16 protein-coding genes are annotated in these 14,656 nt (G+C 68.9%); 8 read left to right on the forward strand and 8 right to left on the reverse strand.

Annotated elements, in window-relative coordinates:
- The first annotated feature begins 5 nt into the window (after positions 1-5).
- Positions 6-551: an adenine phosphoribosyltransferase gene (locus MFF24_RS20835; protein ID WP_108938649.1), complete on the forward strand. Its 546-nt coding sequence runs from the start codon at positions 6-8 to the stop codon at positions 549-551.
- Positions 552-603: 52 nt separating this feature from the next.
- On the opposite strand, the gene purQ is transcribed toward MFF24_RS20835, so the two are convergent.
- The 5 genes from purQ to MFF24_RS20860 all read right to left on the reverse strand — a co-directional run bounded on the left by purQ (position 604) and on the right by MFF24_RS20860 (position 4,147).
- Entirely contained in the window at positions 604-1,284 is a 681-nt protein-coding gene (purQ, locus tag MFF24_RS20840) for a phosphoribosylformylglycinamidine synthase subunit PurQ (RefSeq protein ID WP_238227087.1), read from the reverse strand.
- Entirely contained in the window at positions 1,284-1,523 is a 240-nt protein-coding gene (gene purS / locus MFF24_RS20845; RefSeq protein WP_108938647.1) for a phosphoribosylformylglycinamidine synthase subunit PurS, read from the reverse strand. Before purS ends, purQ begins: the two co-directional genes overlap by 1 nt.
- 184 nt (positions 1,524-1,707) lie before the next feature.
- Complete coding sequence (locus MFF24_RS20850) at positions 1,708-1,932, reverse strand: hypothetical protein (RefSeq protein ID WP_108938646.1); 225 nt, start codon at positions 1,930-1,932, stop codon at positions 1,708-1,710.
- Positions 1,933-2,113: 181 nt separating this feature from the next.
- Positions 2,114-2,716 carry an ActR/PrrA/RegA family redox response regulator transcription factor gene (locus MFF24_RS20855; RefSeq protein ID WP_238227089.1) on the reverse strand — a complete coding sequence of 201 codons (603 nt, stop codon included), beginning with the start codon at positions 2,714-2,716 and terminating at the stop codon, positions 2,114-2,116.
- Positions 2,717-2,752: 36 nt separating this feature from the next.
- Positions 2,753-4,147: an ActS/PrrB/RegB family redox-sensitive histidine kinase gene (locus MFF24_RS20860; RefSeq protein ID WP_108938644.1), complete on the reverse strand. Its 1,395-nt coding sequence runs from the start codon at positions 4,145-4,147 to the stop codon at positions 2,753-2,755.
- 158 nt (positions 4,148-4,305) lie between these two features.
- On the opposite strand from MFF24_RS20860, the gene MFF24_RS20865 reads away from it, so the two are divergent.
- Both MFF24_RS20865 and MFF24_RS20870 read left to right on the forward strand, forming a co-directional pair.
- A complete protein-coding gene (locus MFF24_RS20865) occupies positions 4,306-5,550 on the forward strand; it encodes a polyhydroxyalkanoate depolymerase (protein WP_133090494.1) in 1,245 nt (414 codons plus the stop codon).
- Between the two features lie 94 nt (positions 5,551-5,644).
- On the forward strand, positions 5,645-6,370 hold the full coding sequence (locus MFF24_RS20870; protein WP_238227091.1) for a M48 family metallopeptidase: 726 nt from the start codon (positions 5,645-5,647) through the stop codon (positions 6,368-6,370).
- Between the two features lie 10 nt (positions 6,371-6,380).
- Here the strand turns inward: MFF24_RS20870 and MFF24_RS20875 are convergent, their stop codons facing one another.
- Positions 6,381-6,800 carry a hypothetical protein gene (locus MFF24_RS20875; RefSeq protein ID WP_108938641.1) on the reverse strand — a complete coding sequence of 140 codons (420 nt, stop codon included), beginning with the start codon at positions 6,798-6,800 and terminating at the stop codon, positions 6,381-6,383.
- 237 nt (positions 6,801-7,037) lie between these two features.
- Between MFF24_RS20875 and MFF24_RS20880 the strand changes: the two genes are divergently transcribed.
- The 4 genes from MFF24_RS20880 to MFF24_RS20895 all read left to right on the forward strand — a co-directional run bounded on the left by MFF24_RS20880 (position 7,038) and on the right by MFF24_RS20895 (position 12,035).
- Entirely contained in the window at positions 7,038-7,580 is a 543-nt protein-coding gene (locus MFF24_RS20880; protein WP_238227093.1) for an invasion associated locus B family protein, read from the forward strand.
- A 61-nt stretch (positions 7,581-7,641) separates the two neighbouring features.
- The gene (locus MFF24_RS20885; RefSeq protein ID WP_238227101.1) at positions 7,642-8,271 is read left to right on the forward strand and encodes a hypothetical protein; all 630 of its coding nucleotides are present in this window, start codon (positions 7,642-7,644) and stop codon (positions 8,269-8,271) included.
- Between the two features lie 30 nt (positions 8,272-8,301).
- Positions 8,302-10,374 carry a glycosyltransferase family 2 protein gene (locus MFF24_RS20890; protein WP_238227103.1) on the forward strand — a complete coding sequence of 691 codons (2,073 nt, stop codon included), beginning with the start codon at positions 8,302-8,304 and terminating at the stop codon, positions 10,372-10,374.
- Positions 10,371-12,035, forward strand: coding sequence for a glycosyltransferase (locus MFF24_RS20895; protein WP_238227105.1), 1,665 nt, complete (start codon positions 10,371-10,373; stop codon positions 12,033-12,035). Before MFF24_RS20890 ends, MFF24_RS20895 begins: the two co-directional genes overlap by 4 nt.
- A gap of 4 nt (positions 12,036-12,039) precedes the next feature.
- Here the strand turns inward: MFF24_RS20895 and purC are convergent, their stop codons facing one another.
- Positions 12,040-12,834, reverse strand: a complete 795-nt coding sequence (gene purC / locus MFF24_RS20900; protein ID WP_017487305.1) for a phosphoribosylaminoimidazolesuccinocarboxamide synthase — start codon at positions 12,832-12,834, stop codon at positions 12,040-12,042.
- Positions 12,835-13,026: 192 nt separating this feature from the next.
- The gene (gene nth / locus MFF24_RS20905; protein WP_238227106.1) at positions 13,027-13,839 is read right to left on the reverse strand and encodes an endonuclease III; all 813 of its coding nucleotides are present in this window, start codon (positions 13,837-13,839) and stop codon (positions 13,027-13,029) included.
- A gap of 20 nt (positions 13,840-13,859) precedes the next feature.
- On the opposite strand from nth, the gene MFF24_RS20910 reads away from it, so the two are divergent.
- Positions 13,860-14,381 carry a DUF2244 domain-containing protein gene (locus MFF24_RS20910; protein WP_108938637.1) on the forward strand — a complete coding sequence of 174 codons (522 nt, stop codon included), beginning with the start codon at positions 13,860-13,862 and terminating at the stop codon, positions 14,379-14,381.
- The last annotated feature ends 275 nt before the right edge of the window (positions 14,382-14,656 follow it).

Genomic DNA, 14,656 nt, shown 5'->3' on the forward strand with positions numbered 1-14,656 from the left:
CCCGCATGGAAGTCCGCCGCCACTCCGCCCTGAAGGACTCGATCCGCTCGATTCCCGATTACCCGAAGCCGGGCATCATTTTCCGCGATATCACCACGCTGCTCAGCGATCCGCGCTCATTCCGCCGAGCGGTCGATTCGCTGGTGCATCCTTATGCGGGCGGGCGGATCGATCAGGTCGCGGGCATCGAGGCGCGCGGCTTCATCCTCGGCGGCGCGGTGGCGCACCAGCTCTCTTCGGGCTTCGTGCCGATCCGCAAGAAGGGCAAGCTGCCCCACAAGACCGTCTCGACGGCCTACGCGCTGGAATACGGCACCGACGAGATCGAGATCCACGTCGATGCGATCAAGCCGGGCGACCGGGTGATCCTTGTCGACGATCTCATCGCCACCGGTGGTACCGCGACGGCGGCGGTGAACCTGTTGCGCCAGCTCGGCGCCGAGGTGATCGCCGCCTGCTTCGTCATCGACCTGCCGGAGATCGGCGGCGCCCAGCGCCTGCGCGACCTCGGCGTCACGGTCCGCACGCTGATGGAGTTCGAGGGGCACTAAAGGCCCCCCTGCACCCGGCTCTTTCGGCCCCGCTGAACGGGGCCGAGAAGCCTCAGGCCGCCAGACTGTCGAACAGCCCCTTGCCGTCTGTGCCGCCGACGAGGCCGTCCACGAAGTTTTCCGGGTGGGGCATCATGCCCAGTACATTCCGCGTCTCGGAATAGATGCCGGCGATGGAGTTGAGCGAGCCGTTGCGGTTCGCATCCTCCGTCAGGGTCCCGCTGGCGTCGCAGTAGCGGAACGCCACGCGGCCTTCGCCCTCGAGGCGGTGGATCGTCTCGGAATCGGCGAAGTAGTTGCCCTCACCATGCGCCACGCAGACGTCGATCACCTGACCCTCGGTATAGGCCGAGGTGAAGCGCGTGTCCGTGCGCTCGACGCGCAGGAACTGCCGATGGCAGATGAAGCGGCGGTTGACGTTGCGCATCAGCACGCCGGGCAGGAGGCCGGACTCACACAGGATCTGAAAGCCGTTGCAGATGCCGAGCACGAGGCCCCCGCGGGCGGCGTGCGCGCGCACCGCATCCATGGCCGCCGCCCGGCCGGCGATGGCGCCGCAGCGCAGATAGTCGCCATAGGAGAAGCCGCCCGGCACCACCGCGAGATCGGTGCCCGCCGGCAATTCGGTGTCGGCGTGCCAGACGCTGACGACCTCCGCACCGGAGCGGCGGAGCGCGCGGGCCACGTCGCCGTCGCGATTCGAGCCCGGAAAGACGACGACGGCGGCGCGCATCAGGCGATCTCGACGGTGTAGTTCTCGACGACGGTGTTCGCGAGCAGCTTCTCGCAGGCGGCCTTCAGCGTCGCCTCGGCCTGCTCGCGGCTCTCGGATGCGACCTCCAGGTCGAAGACCTTGCCCTGACGCACGCCGGAGACCTCCTCGATCCCGAACGACTTCAGGGCCGCTTCGATCGCCTTCCCCTGCGGGTCGAGAACGCCGGTCTTCAAGGTGACGACGATGCGGGCTTTCATGGCAGAAACTCGTTTGGAAGAGGGGCGGGTCGGACCGCAGACGGGACGTGCTCGAGGAGCCGGTGCCCGACCACGCGCGAAAAGTCCGAATACCGCGTCGCGGTCGGAACGCAGATGACAAACGGATCGCAGCAGAAGGAGATTCTATCGCGATTTCGTGATGGCGTCACCGCGAGATCCCCCTCTATCGACGTTTCGCCGATCCGATCGGCTCGGCTTCGGTCGCACGGCGCCAGAGCTGGACCATGATCCAAGCGGCGACGAGGCTGAACAGGCCCATGAGGATGTGACCGACTTGATCGCCGAGGTCGAGCAGTCCGGCGAGCGCCCAGCCGGCGGCGATGGCTGCGGCGAACACTTCCGTGCCGACCAGCACCATCAGCCCGAGGATCGTGATGAGGTTCCGCATACGCGCGTAGGCCTGTTCAACTCTTAGAGCGGCGAAGTAGCCTGAGGCCGGTGTCCGGCGCAACTGCCTCGGCCGGCGCCCTCGCTCGGATGCGAGGGGGAGCTGAGACAAATAGGAGAAAAACGAAACGGCCGGCGGTGTCCCGCCGGCCGTTCGAATCCCGCCTGTGTGATCCTCTCCGTCAGCGCGGCGCGCGCTTGGCGAGGATGCGCTGAAGGGTGCGCCGGTGCATGTTGAGGCGCCGGGCCGTCTCTGAGACGTTGCGTCCGCACAGCTCGTAGACCCGCTGGATATGCTCCCACCGGACCCGGTCAGCCGACATCGGATTTTCCGGTGGATCGGCGCGCTCGCCCGGCTGCGCCATCAGCGTGCCGTGGATCTCGTCCGCGTCCGCAGGCTTGGCGAGGTAGTCGAAGGCGCCGAGCTTCACCGCGGTCACGGCGGTCGCGATGTTGCCGTAACCGGTAAGGATCACGCCGCGCGCCTCGGGACGGCGCTCCTTGAGGCGGGCGATCACGTCGAGCCCGTTGCCGTCGCCCAATCGCATGTCGATCACGGCGAAAGCGGGCGCTTTGTTCTCGACCGCCGCGACGCCCTCGCTCACGCTCTCGGCCACATGCACCTCGTAGCCGCGCGCCTCCATGGCCCGGGCAAGGCGGGTCGAGAACGGCCTGTCGTCGTCAACGATCAGCAAGCTGCGATCGCCGAAGGCGGCGAGAGGGTCGGAATCGGAAAGAAAAGCGGTGCCCGAGCCTGGCACCGTCGTCCCGCTCTGCGTCAGCATGCGGCACTCCTCGTCGGTTCGTGTCATCTATGTGCATTATATGGGTGCGGCATCGCGTTCCGTTAGGGGTCTCAGAGAATTGTGCGCAACGCGATGGGGCACAATCGCTTCCCTCTCGAAAACGTGACGGGCCCAGGTGACTCGCACCAGGGCGCCGTGGGCTCCGGCTTCCGTGATGTTCGACAGGAGAAGCTGCGCCCCTGAGCGCTCGATCAGCGTTTTGGCGATGAACAGGCCAAGCCCGAGGCCGCCGCCGGCCTCGTCGGGATTGCGGGAGCGATCGCGGCTGCGAGTGGTGACGTAGGGCTCACCCGCGCGCAGCAGCACCTCGCTGGGAAAGCCAGGTCCGTCGTCGCGGATCGTCAGCGTGACGCGCTCAGCCGTCCAGCGGGCCTCGACCAGAACCCGCGACTCGGCGAAATCCACGGCGTTGTCGAGAATGTTGGCGAGCCCGAACATCACCCCCGCATTGCGACGGCAGATCGGCTCCGGCCCCTCGCCCTGCTTCGACACCTCGACGGCAACGCCCAGCGCGCGCTGAGGGGCGACCAGTTCCTCGATGAGGTGGCCGAAGGTAACGGTTTGCAGGAAGGTCTCCCCTTCCTCGGTCTCCTCCCCCATGGAGGTGAGCTTCGAGAGGATGCCGCGGCAGCGATCCACCTGATCGCGCAGCAGGCTGAGATCCTCGGCGACGGCCGGTGAGGCGGTGGGGCCGAGTTGCCGGTCGAGCTCCTTGGCGACGAGCATGATCGTGCCGAGCGGCGTGCCGAGTTCGTGCGCCGCTGCCGCGGCGAGGCCGTCGAGCTGCGACAGGTGCTGCTCGCGGGCGAGCACCAGTTCGGTCGCGGCGAGCGCCCTGGCGAGTTGGCGCGTCTCCTCCGCCACCCGCCACGCGTAGACGCCTGTGAAGGCGGTGCCGAGCAGGATCGCGGTCCAGACCCCCGAGACGTAGAGGAAGGGCAGCTCGATCCGTCCGTCGGCGAACCAGGGGAGGGGACGATGGACGAGGGCGAGCAGAGTCGCGAGCCCCACCGCCAGTAGCCCCAGCGCCAGGGTCCGTTCCGGCGGCAATGCGGTGGCCGAGATCAGCACCGGTGCCAGGAATAGGAGCGAGAACGGATTCTGCAGTCCGCCTGTGAGGAACAGCAAGCCCGCGAGTTGGACGATGTCGAAAGCCAGCAGGAGCGCCGCCGAGTCGTCGCTGAGGCGGTAGCTCGCGGGAAAACGGATCCGCAGCGCGAGGTTGAGCCAGCACGAGGCGGCGATGACGAGGAAACACCAACCGAAGGGCAGGTTGAGGCCGAGCCCGAACTGCGCGCCGACGACCGCGGCGCTCTGCCCTGTGAGCGCGAGCCAGCGCAGGCGCACGAAGGTGTCGAGGCGCAGGTGGCGGCCCGTTGGCGTGAAGGTTTCGTGGGCCGCTTCCATCATGGTGCGGCTACGATAGGGCTGGCCCGGGGCGAGTCCACCGGCCTGTTCAAAGATGCCGCGGCCGAAAGCGCGGTCTTGCCGGATTCCTCCGCCAGCAACATACGATAGGATCGGATCGGTGACGGTCGATTGGCCGACCGGAACGGGGGAGTGCCGAAATGGATCTGGCGTATCTCTGGTACGAGACGGCCCGCGCGATGCTGACGCCGGCCCGCATCGCGGCGGATGCGACCCGACACAGTCTGGGAAATCCGAGCAACCCCCTTGCCTATGGTCCCTACGCCCGCTCGACGGCCGCCGCGCTCGAGATGTTCGAGCGCGCGACCCGCCGCTACGGCAAGCCGGCTTTCGGTCTGTCGAGCACCGTGATCGACGGCCGGATCGTCCCGGTCTCGGAGCGCGTCGTCTGGGAGCGGCCCTTCGCGCGGGTGATCGCCTTCGACCGGGCGCTGCCGGCGGGACATACGGAGCCGCAGCCAAAGCTTCTGATCGTGGCGCCGATGTCGGGCCATTACGCGACGCTCCTGCGCGGCACCGTCGAGGCGATGCTGCCCAACCATCGGGTCTTCATCACGGATTGGTCCGACGCGCGGATGGTGCCGCTGCTGGACGGGCGCTTCGATCTCGACACGTATATCGACTACCTCCAGGCGATGTTCCGGGACCTCGGTCCGGACCTGCACATCATGGCCGTCTGCCAGCCCGCCGTGCCGGTCTTCGCCGCCGTTGCGCTGATGGAGGCGGCCAATTCGGCCCATGTGCCGGTCTCGATGACCCTGATGGGCGGGCCGATCGATACCCGCCGCTCGCCGACCGCCGTGAACTGCCTCGCGCAGGAGCGCGGCATGGCGTGGTTCGAGAAGAACTGCATCACGGTGGTGCCGCCGCTCTATCCGGGAGCGATGCGCCGGGTCTATCCCGGCTTCCTGCAGCTCTCGGGCTTCATGGCGATGAACCTCGACCGGCACGTCACCGCCCATACCGACATGTTCCACCACCTCGTGACCGGGGACGGCGACTCGGCGGAGAAGCACCGCGACTTCTACGACGAGTACCTTGCGGTGATGGACCTCACGGCGGAGTTCTACCTTCAGACGGTGCAGACCGTGTTCGTCGACCATGCCCTGCCGCGCGGGCGCATGCGCCATGCCGGCCGGCTGGTGGATCTCTCGGCGATCCGCCGCTGCGCCATCCTCGCGGTCGAGGGCGAGAACGATGACATCTCCGGCGTCGGCCAGACCAAGGCCGCCCTCGACCTCACGCCGAACCTGTCCGATGCTCGCAAGGCCTATCACCTGCAGGAGAAGGTGGGGCATTACGGCGTATTCAACGGCTCTCGCTTCCGCTCGGTCATCGCGCCGCGCATCGCCCGCTTCCTGCGGGAGATGGAGGGGGGCGCCTGATCGCGGGGCGAGCGCAGCGCTGGCAGGTGAATTTCCGGTGAGAGACGGATTGCTGGGATGGCTGAGCCGGCCGCCTGCGGCTAGGTTTGCCGCCATGACGCGCGCCCTGCTGCGACGGCCGGATCCGGATCACATCGAGATCGCCCATGAGGGACAGACCTTCCGCGTCGCCATCCTGCGGCGGCCCACCGCGCGCCGGCTGACGCTGCGGGTCTCCAGCGCCACCGGCGCCGTGGTGCTGACGCTGCCGACCCGCTCGTCACTCGCAACGGCGCAGAAATTCGCCCAGAACCATGGCGGTTGGATCGCCACCCGCCTCGCCAAGCTGCCCGAGCGCGTCCCCTTCGCGGTGGGCTCGGTCATCCCGTTGCGCGGCGTGCCGCACCGGATCGTGCCGCGCGAGGGCCGCGGCACGGCCGAGGCTGATCCCGAGAGCGGGACACTCGCCGTTCCGGGCGATCCCGCCCACATGCCGCGCCGCGTCCGCGAATTCCTGATGCGGGAGGCGCGGCGCGATCTGTCGCAATCGGTTGCGGTCTACGCGTCCCGGCTCGGCCAGCGGCCGGCACGGGTGACGCTGCGCGACACGCGCAGCCGCTGGGGCTCCTGCACCGCCCGAGGCGAGCTGAACTTCTCCTGGCGGCTGATCCTCGCTCCGCCGGTGGTGCTCGACTATCTCGTCGCCCACGAGATGGCGCATCTGCGGGAGATGAACCATTCCCCGCGCTTCTGGGCGCTCACCAACGAGCTCTGCCCCCATGTCGAGGAGGCGGAGCGCTGGCTGAAGCGGCACGGCTCGGAGCTGCACCGCTACGGCTAAGGCGCCGGGCTCAGTACTTCGTCACGACTGCCCGGCTGCGCGTGGCAGCGGGTTCGGCCGGCCAGGTCGGGCGCGGATTGACGTGGCCCGGCCACATCGTACGGGGCGCGACGTTCTCGCAGACCTCACGCTGACGCAGGTAGGTCGGGCGGCCCGAGGCGTCGCGGCGCAGCACCGTACCCCCGTCCCGGCAGAAACCGGCGATGGCCGCCGCATCGCCGCGCAGGCGACCGCGCGGGTTCCGCTCCACCGGCGGGTGCTCAATGGTGAGCGGCGCCTGATGGTTGAGCGAGCGCTCGATATAGGTCGTCGTGGCTTCGGGCGGCAGGTAGTCCGATTCCTCGAAGGGCAGGGACAGGGCGGAGGCGCCCCCTGAGCCCAGCGCGGCGAGGAGCGTCGCGAGGGCGAGGGAGGAGGCGAGGCGGCGCATGGCGGGTTCCTCGGATGATGAAGAGCTTGACCTTACTGTAGGGCAGTGAGGCCGCGAGCGGTAGCCGGTTCGCCTCAATCCCGACACACCCTCGCCGCGATCGCTTGACACCGGGGACCCTGCATGGTCCCAACGCCCGAGTCCGTGCGGCGCTTCCCAAAGCCTCGACTGCGCCAGCGCGAGGGGCACCCGCCCGGGACCGGACGCCGCCTCAGGAAGCGATCGATCGGAGTTCGTATGAGTCTGTTTGCGGGCGTGGTTCGCGCGGTTCGGCCGGAATTCGGTCGCCGTCTTGCGCTGGCGGCCGCGGCAGTCGCCACGATCCTGACCGGAGGCGGCGCCGCGCAGGCTCAGGGCAACGTGCGGAAAACCTTCGATGACTGGCAGCTGCGCTGTGAAACGCCGGCCGGTGCCAAGGCCGAGCAATGCGCCCTGGTGCAGTACGTGGCGGCGGAGGACCGGCCGAACCTCAGTCTCGTGGTCATCGTGCTGAAGCTCGCGGACAACCGCGGCTACCTGATGCGGGTGCAGGCACCGCTCGGTATCCTGCTGCCCTACGGCCTCGGGCTGAAGATCGACCAGACCGATATCGGCCGCGCCAGCTTCGTGCGGTGCATCACGCCGGGCTGCATCGCCGAGGTGGTGATGGACGACGGTCTGATCAAATCGCTGCGCGGCGGCTCGCAGGCGACTTTCGTCGTCTTCCAGACGCCGGAGGAGGGGGTCGGCATCCCGGTCTCGACCAAGGGGTTCGGCCCCGGTTTCGACGCGCTCAAATAGAATTGTTCGGCTCCGGAGCGTTCGAGGGGACCGCCAGGGAAGGGCAGGGAACGATCAGACGATGCGCAGAGGCTTGATCATTTTCGCCGGGTTGACGCTGGCTGTTCCCGGTGCGGCGCGGGCCGAATCCGGTGGCTTCTTCAAGAACATGTTCGGTGGGGGCGAGGGCGGGTCGTCGTCCCTGACCGCGCCCCGCGCGCAGGACCCCGACGACGTCTATTGCCCGCCGGTCTTCGTGCCGGATGGCGGCGCCGCGATTCAGGCCTTTGCCGGAGCGCCGGGCGACAAGACGCGCCTTCGCCACCAGATCGTGTTCGCGCGACTCAGCCGCGAGTGCAAGGCGCGGCCGGACGGTTCGGTGGCAGTGCGCGTCGGCGTCGAGCTGCGCGCCCTGCTCGGCCCGGCCGGCGCCGCCGGGCGCTTCGAGGCGCCCGTGACCATCGCGGTGAAGTATAACGAGCAGCCCGTCATGGCGCGCACCCACCGTGTCGCCGTGTCCGTGCCGACCGGCGCCGTGCAGGGCGAGGCGACGGTGATCGAGAACGATCTCTCCGTGCCCGCCGACAAGGCGACGGGCTACGACATCGAGGTGACCCTGGCCGGTGCGGCGCGGGCGAAGCCAGCTGCCCGCCGCCGTAAGCCCGCGCCCGCCGTGGCGGCGGAGCAGAGCGAGACACCGGCCGATCCATGATCGCGTCGCTTTCGCGCCACGGCACGGCCCATGCCGGAGGACGGCATCGCTCATTCTGATGCATGGCGCGGCGCGCGGCGGAATGTCTGGCAAGGCCGGGAGACGCCGTTCTCGCTCGCGCCTACCGACGACCCGCTGTTCGACCGCCGTCTCGTCCTGCCGGACGCCTTCCGCAACCCGCGGAAGGGTCGATGGCTCGTCCTGACCTACACGCTGCCGGCGCGAGCCCGGCCGCAGCGACCGTTGCTGCGCCTGCTGCGTGCGGGAGGTCACCGTGACAGCTTCGTCCTGCCCGGGCTCGCCCTCGGCACGGCGCACTGGCTCGGCTATCTGCCCGACGACTGCGAGCGCATCGAGATCGCCGCGGAGCCGGGCTTCGTTCTGGAGCGCGTCGGGCTGCGTGGGAGCGCGAGCGTCTTCACGGAAGCCTTACTGAAGCGGCCCCTGCGCGCGGCGGCGGCCCTGCGTGCCGGACTCGCTCGCGACGAGCGCCGTTGGCGTGACAGCCTGCGCGGGGCCTGCGCCGTGACGCCGCTCGGCCGCTACACGGCCTGGAAGGCTGCGCGCCTGTCGCGAACGAAGCCGGCCGAGCCGTTGTCCGGCGCCTCGATCCGCCTTGTCCTTCCCGCAACCTTCGCGCGGGCGGATGCTGTGGCACGCAGCGTGGCCAGCTTGCGGGCGCAGAGCCACGCCGACTGGTCCCTCCTCATCGCCTGGACCGATGGCGATCCACCCGGCAAGCCGGCAGGAACCGATCCGCGCGTCTCGTCGGCCAACTGGGATCCGGCCGCCACGCTCCGCGACCTCTGCGGAGGCGCCGACCTCTTCGGACTGCTCCGCCCCGGTGACGTCCTGGCCCCGGAAGCGTTGAGCCTGCTCGCCGGCGCCTTCGAGACGGAGGAGGCCGAGTGGGTCTACGCCGACGAAGAGATCGGCGGGCGGACGATCAGGCCGCGCCTCAAGCCGGACTGGAGCCCCGATCTCGCCCGCGTCACCGGCTATGTCGGCGCCCCCGCCCTGGTCTCGCGCACCTTCCTCGCCACCCTGCCGACCGAGCCGATGGGCTCACCAGAGAACGCGGCTCTGGTCCTGGATCTCGCCGCCGGGACCGCGACCCGCGTCGCTCACATCCCGCGGATCCTGTGCCGCCGTGAGCCTTTCACCGCCGACCCATCCGTCCGCGCATCGCAGCTCGACCGGCATCTGCGCGCCGGGGGCTCGCCGGCGCGGGCCATGTTCCATCAGGATCGCCTCGACCTGCACTGGCCGCGCCCCGAGCCGGCACCGCTCGTCAGCATCATCATCCCCTCGCGCGACCGGCTCGAGCTCATCGCGCGCGTCACCGAGGGCGTCCTCGAGAAGACCGACTATCCTGCGATCGAGCTGGTGATCGTGGATAACGGCTCGACCGAGCCGGCGGTGCTCGCGCTGTACGACCGGCTGCGCGCCGATCCGCGGGTGCGGATCGAGCCTCATCCGCATCCCTTCAATTTCTCCGCGATGGTCAATGCCGGCGCGCGCGCGGCTGAGGGCGACATCCTCGTCCTGCTCAACAACGACGTGGCGGTGCTGCGGCCGGATTGGCTCGACGTCCTCACGGCGCAGGCCGCCCGGCCCGAGGTCGGCGCCGTCGGTGCCAAGCTCCTCTACGAGGATGGACGGCTCCAGCATGCCGGCGTGGTGGTGGGGCTCGGCGGGGAGGCCGGACACATCCTGCGGCGGCGTCCCGCCGACACGCCCGGCCATCTCGATCGCCTGACCGTGGCGCACGAAGTCTCCGGCGTCACGGCGGCCTGCCTCGCCGTGGCGCGGGAGAAGTATCGGGCCGTCGGCGGGTTCGACGAGGCGACCTTCCCGATCGACTTCAACGACATCGACTTCTGCCTGCGTCTTGGGGCGCGGGGTTGGAAGACGATGTGGACGCCGCACGCCGTCTTGTCCCACCTCGAATCGGTGAGCCGCGGCCGGCCGGTCGGCGCCGCGCGGGCCCGCTTCGAGCGCGAGGCGGCCGCCTTCACCGAGCGCTGGCGGAGCGTGATCCGGCACGATCCATTCTACCATCCGGCCCTGTCGCTCACGACCTTCGGCGAGGAACTGGAATGAGCGCCGAGGGCCGGCCCGACATTTGGCCCGACGCGCTGCGCTTCGCCGCCGAGCCCGCGCCGGGGCGTCTCGCGCTCGCCCTCCGCGCTCTGCGCCGACCGAGTCGCCTGTGGCCGATCCTGCTCACCCGCCTCTCGGGCCGGCGGCTGCGGGCGGCGCAGCGCTTCATCGCCCTGGCCGGTGCCCACCATCACCTGCAATGGCCCGCCAACCTTGTGCCGCCCCCCGAGCCGCCCGCCGCCCTGGCCGCGGCCGGGATCGCCTGCGTCGCGCCCGATGCAGCAGGCGCGGTCCGCATCGCGCCGGACGAAGCCCCGATCGTTCTCCTCTCGACTGACGGCCAGCAGATCGCGGCCGGCGCGTCCGCCGCCATTGCCGCCGCCTTCGCAGACACGGATCTCCACGCCCTGTACGGCGACGCCCTGTACCGCCAAGGGCCTAGGGGTCCCTGGCTCCCGTTGCTGCGCCCGGCCTTCGACCGGGACTATCTGCGCTCGGTCGATTACCTCGGCCCCGTGATCGCGTTCCGCCGCGCCAGCATCGTGGGTGCGGCGCCCATCGCCGGTGCCGCCGTCCTCGACCTCGCCCTTTGCGTCGCGGACCGCTTCGGGTCGACCGCCGTACGCCATCTCCCGCGTATTCTCTCCTTCGGATCCGTCGGAGGAGGGGAGGGGCGACAGGCAAGCCGCCTTGCCCGGTTGGAAGCCGTCGAGCGCGATCTCCGCCGTGCGGGGGAGGGCGGCGCGCGCGTCGTCGTCGAGGAGGACGGAGTGATACGCCTCGACAGACCCCTGCCCGAGCCGCGCCCCCTCGTCAGCCTGATCGTGCCGACCCGCGACCGCCTCGATCTGCTGCGGCCCTGTATCGAGAGCCTGCGCCACCGCACCGACTGGCCGGCCAAGGAAATCCTGATCTGCGACAACGGTAGCCGCGATCCCGCGACGCTCGCTTATTTCCGCACCCTTGAGGCGGAGGGCGCGGCGCGGATCATCGCCTGCCCCGGTCCCTTCGATTTCGCGGCCATCAACAACCGCGTCGCGGCGCAGGCGCGTGGACGCTTGCTGGCCTTCATCAACAACGACGTCGAGGCCGAGGCACCGGACTGGCTGGAGCATATGGTGCGCGAGGCGTTGCGCCCCGAGATCGGCGCGGTCGGTGCCCGCCTGATCGATGGCGAAGGCCGCATTCAGCACGGCGGCATCGTGCTTGGCACCGGTGGTCTCGTCACGCACGGCCACCGCCATTTCGCCGGCGATGCTGCGGGCTACCTCGGCGCCCTGCGCGCCACGCGACGCGTCTCAGCCGTGACCGCCGCCTGCCTCGTCATCGAGGGGCAGAAATTCGCCCGCGTGGGCGGTTTCGATGCATCGACCTTCGCGATTGACTTCAACGACGTCGACCTCTGCCTCCGGCTGAACGCTATCGGCCTGCACACGCTCTATGTCGGCGGCGCCGTGCTCCATCACCGGGAATCGGCGAGCCGGCGGCCCTCGCCGGAGGCCGCCGCCCGTCATCGTCGCGAGGTTGAGGCGCTCAAAAAGCGATGGGGGTCGCTGCTGGCGCAGGACCCCCATTATCATCCGGGCTTCGATCCGGACCTCTCGACCCATCTGCGCCTGCGCCGCGGCTGGACCGGTCAGGAGCCGGCCGCGCCGCGCTGAAGGCTTACTGCACCAGGCGCGGGCCGCCGGTCTGGACCTTCTCGTTCTCGGACATGATGCCGAGACGCTTGGCGACCTCGGTGTAGGCTTCGATCAGCCCGCCGAGATCCTTGCGGAAGCGGTCCTTGTCGAGCTTGTCCGAGGACTTGATGTCCCACAGCCGGCAGGAATCCGGGGAGATCTCGTCGGCGACGACGATGCGCATCAGGTCGCCCTCCCACAGGCGGCCGGTCTCCATCTTGAAATCGACGAGGCGGATGCCGACGCCGAGGAAGAGGCCGGACAGGAAGTCGTTGACGCGGATGGCGAGCGCCATGATGTCGTCGATCTCCTGGGGGGTCGCCCAGCCGAACGCGGTGATGTGCTCCTCCGACACCATCGGGTCGTTGAGCTGGTCGTTCTTGTAGTAGAACTCGATGATCGAGCGCGGGAGCTGGGTGCCTTCCTCGAGCCCCAGCCGCTGGGCAAGCGAGCCCGCCGCCACGTTGCGCACGACCACTTCGAGCGGGATGATCTCGACCTCACGGATCAACTGCTCGCGCATGTTGAGCCGGCGGATGAAGTGGGTCGGCACGCCGATGTCGTTGAGGTGCTGGAAAACGAACTCGGAAATCCGGTTGTTCAGCACGCCCTTGCCGTCGATCACCTCGTGCTTCTTGGCATTGAAGGCGGTCGCGTCGTCCTTGAAGTGCTGGATGAGCGTCCCCGGCTCGGGTCCTTCATAGAGGACCTTCGCCTTGCCCTCGTAGATGCGACGGCGGCGGTTCATAGGCGTGTACCGTGGTTTGAGGAAGTCCATGGGGCCGTGGCTCCTTCGGAACTGGCACGTGAAGCGAAATCCGCGGCGCGGCGACCCGTCTGGCGGGCGGACGGCCGGGACCTGCCCTCAGGTGCCAATCCCGGCCGCCATACCATCAATCTACCGGAACGAGGTTTGCAGCACAACGCATTGGCGCTGCACCGCTTCGTCCACAGGGACGCGGGTTCATGGCTAATCGCTGGTGGATATGGGGGGGAGCGCCAGCGTCTTCGAGGGATAGCGACACAGATCCGCGATGACGCAGCGTGGACATTCCGGGCGCCGTGCCTTGCAGGTGTAGCGCCCGTGCAGGATCAGCCAATGATGCGCGTTGAGGCGAAACGGCTCAGGCACCCGCGCCTCGAGGCCGGCCTGTACCTTGTCGGTGGTGGCTGCGGGAAACAGCGGGATGCGGTTCGAGACGCGGAAGATGTGGGTATCGACCGCGATCCGCGGTACGCCGAAGGCCACGTTGAGCACGACGCTCGCGGTCTTCGTTCCGACGCCCGGCAGCACCTCCAGAGCCTCGGCCTCGCGCGGCACCTCACCCCCGTGCCGCTCCACCAGGATCCGCGACAGCGCGACCACGTTCTTGGCCTTGGTGTTGAACAGGCCGATAGTGCGGATGAAGTGCCGCACCCGCTCCTCCCCGAGTTCGAGCATCTTCTGTGGCGTGTCAGCGATGGCGAAGAGCGGCGCGGTCGCGAGATTGACGCTCCTGTCGGTCGCCTGCGCCGAGAGCACCACCGCGACGAGCAGCGTGTAAGGGTTGAGATAGTCGAGTTCCGAGCGAGGCTCCGGATCGGCAGCACGCAGGCGTGAGAAGATCTCGACCAGAGTGGCGTCGTCGACGGCCGGTGGCGAGGTTTCGACCCGCGCCGCCAGAGTCGGCGACAGCTTGGCTTGCGGCTTTGCTGGTTTCGCGCCCGCGGCAGCAGACTTCGCCGCCTGACTTTTTACCGCAGAAGGGGCAGAAGGGCGGGAAGACGGCTTTTTCGTTGGCATCGGCGCGTTATATTCCGCCCATGGCGAGCGGCAACATTCCTGCACATCCGGACGGGCTTGATCCCGCAACGATGGACCGGCCGGTCTACACGGCCGTGATCCGGCCCCACCAATCCCTGAGCCAGGACGGCTTCCGGATCGTGATGGGGCTCTGCTGCCTCGTCTCGCTCGTGACGTCCATCGCATGCTGGCGCGCCGGGTTCTGGCCGATCGCCGGGTTCTTCGGCCTCGATATGCTGGCGCTGTACGTTGCGCTGAAGGTGAGCTTCCGCCGCGGGCGATCCTTTGAGGAAGTGGCGATCTCGCCGATCGAAGTCTTCCTGGCCCGCATCGATCCGCGAGGCGTCCGGCGTGAGTGGCGCTTCAACCCACTTTGGACCAAGCTCAGCCGCGTCGACGACGAGGAGTTCGGCCTGCGCACGCTGACGCTGACCTCGCGCCGCGAGCATGTCATCGTCGCCCGTGACGCCTCTCCTGACGAGCGCGCGATCGTGGCCGACGGGCTCACCCGCGCGCTGGCACAAGTGAAGAAGGGATATTGATCGCCTGATAGGCGCACTACGGTCGCGGACGGGCTGTCAGATGCGTTCTGCGGGCCCGTAGCGGCCCTCCTCGCACTTTTCGCGATTTTCCGATTGACGTCCGTGGCCGGGCTCCCTATACCCATTTTCACCGACGGGCGCCGCGGTCCACCAGCTGGTGGGGCGGGGTTCTGGCGGTCTTCGGGATTGTTGGTGGAGCGGAGCTGATCCGGGTGACTGGATCGGGCGATCGCTGTCCTTGTTGTCCCGGGGTGTTGGTCGTCTCCGGCGCTGTT

The organism is Methylorubrum aminovorans (genome assembly GCF_022179725.1).
Classification (GTDB): domain Bacteria; phylum Pseudomonadota; class Alphaproteobacteria; order Rhizobiales; family Beijerinckiaceae; genus Methylobacterium; species Methylobacterium aminovorans.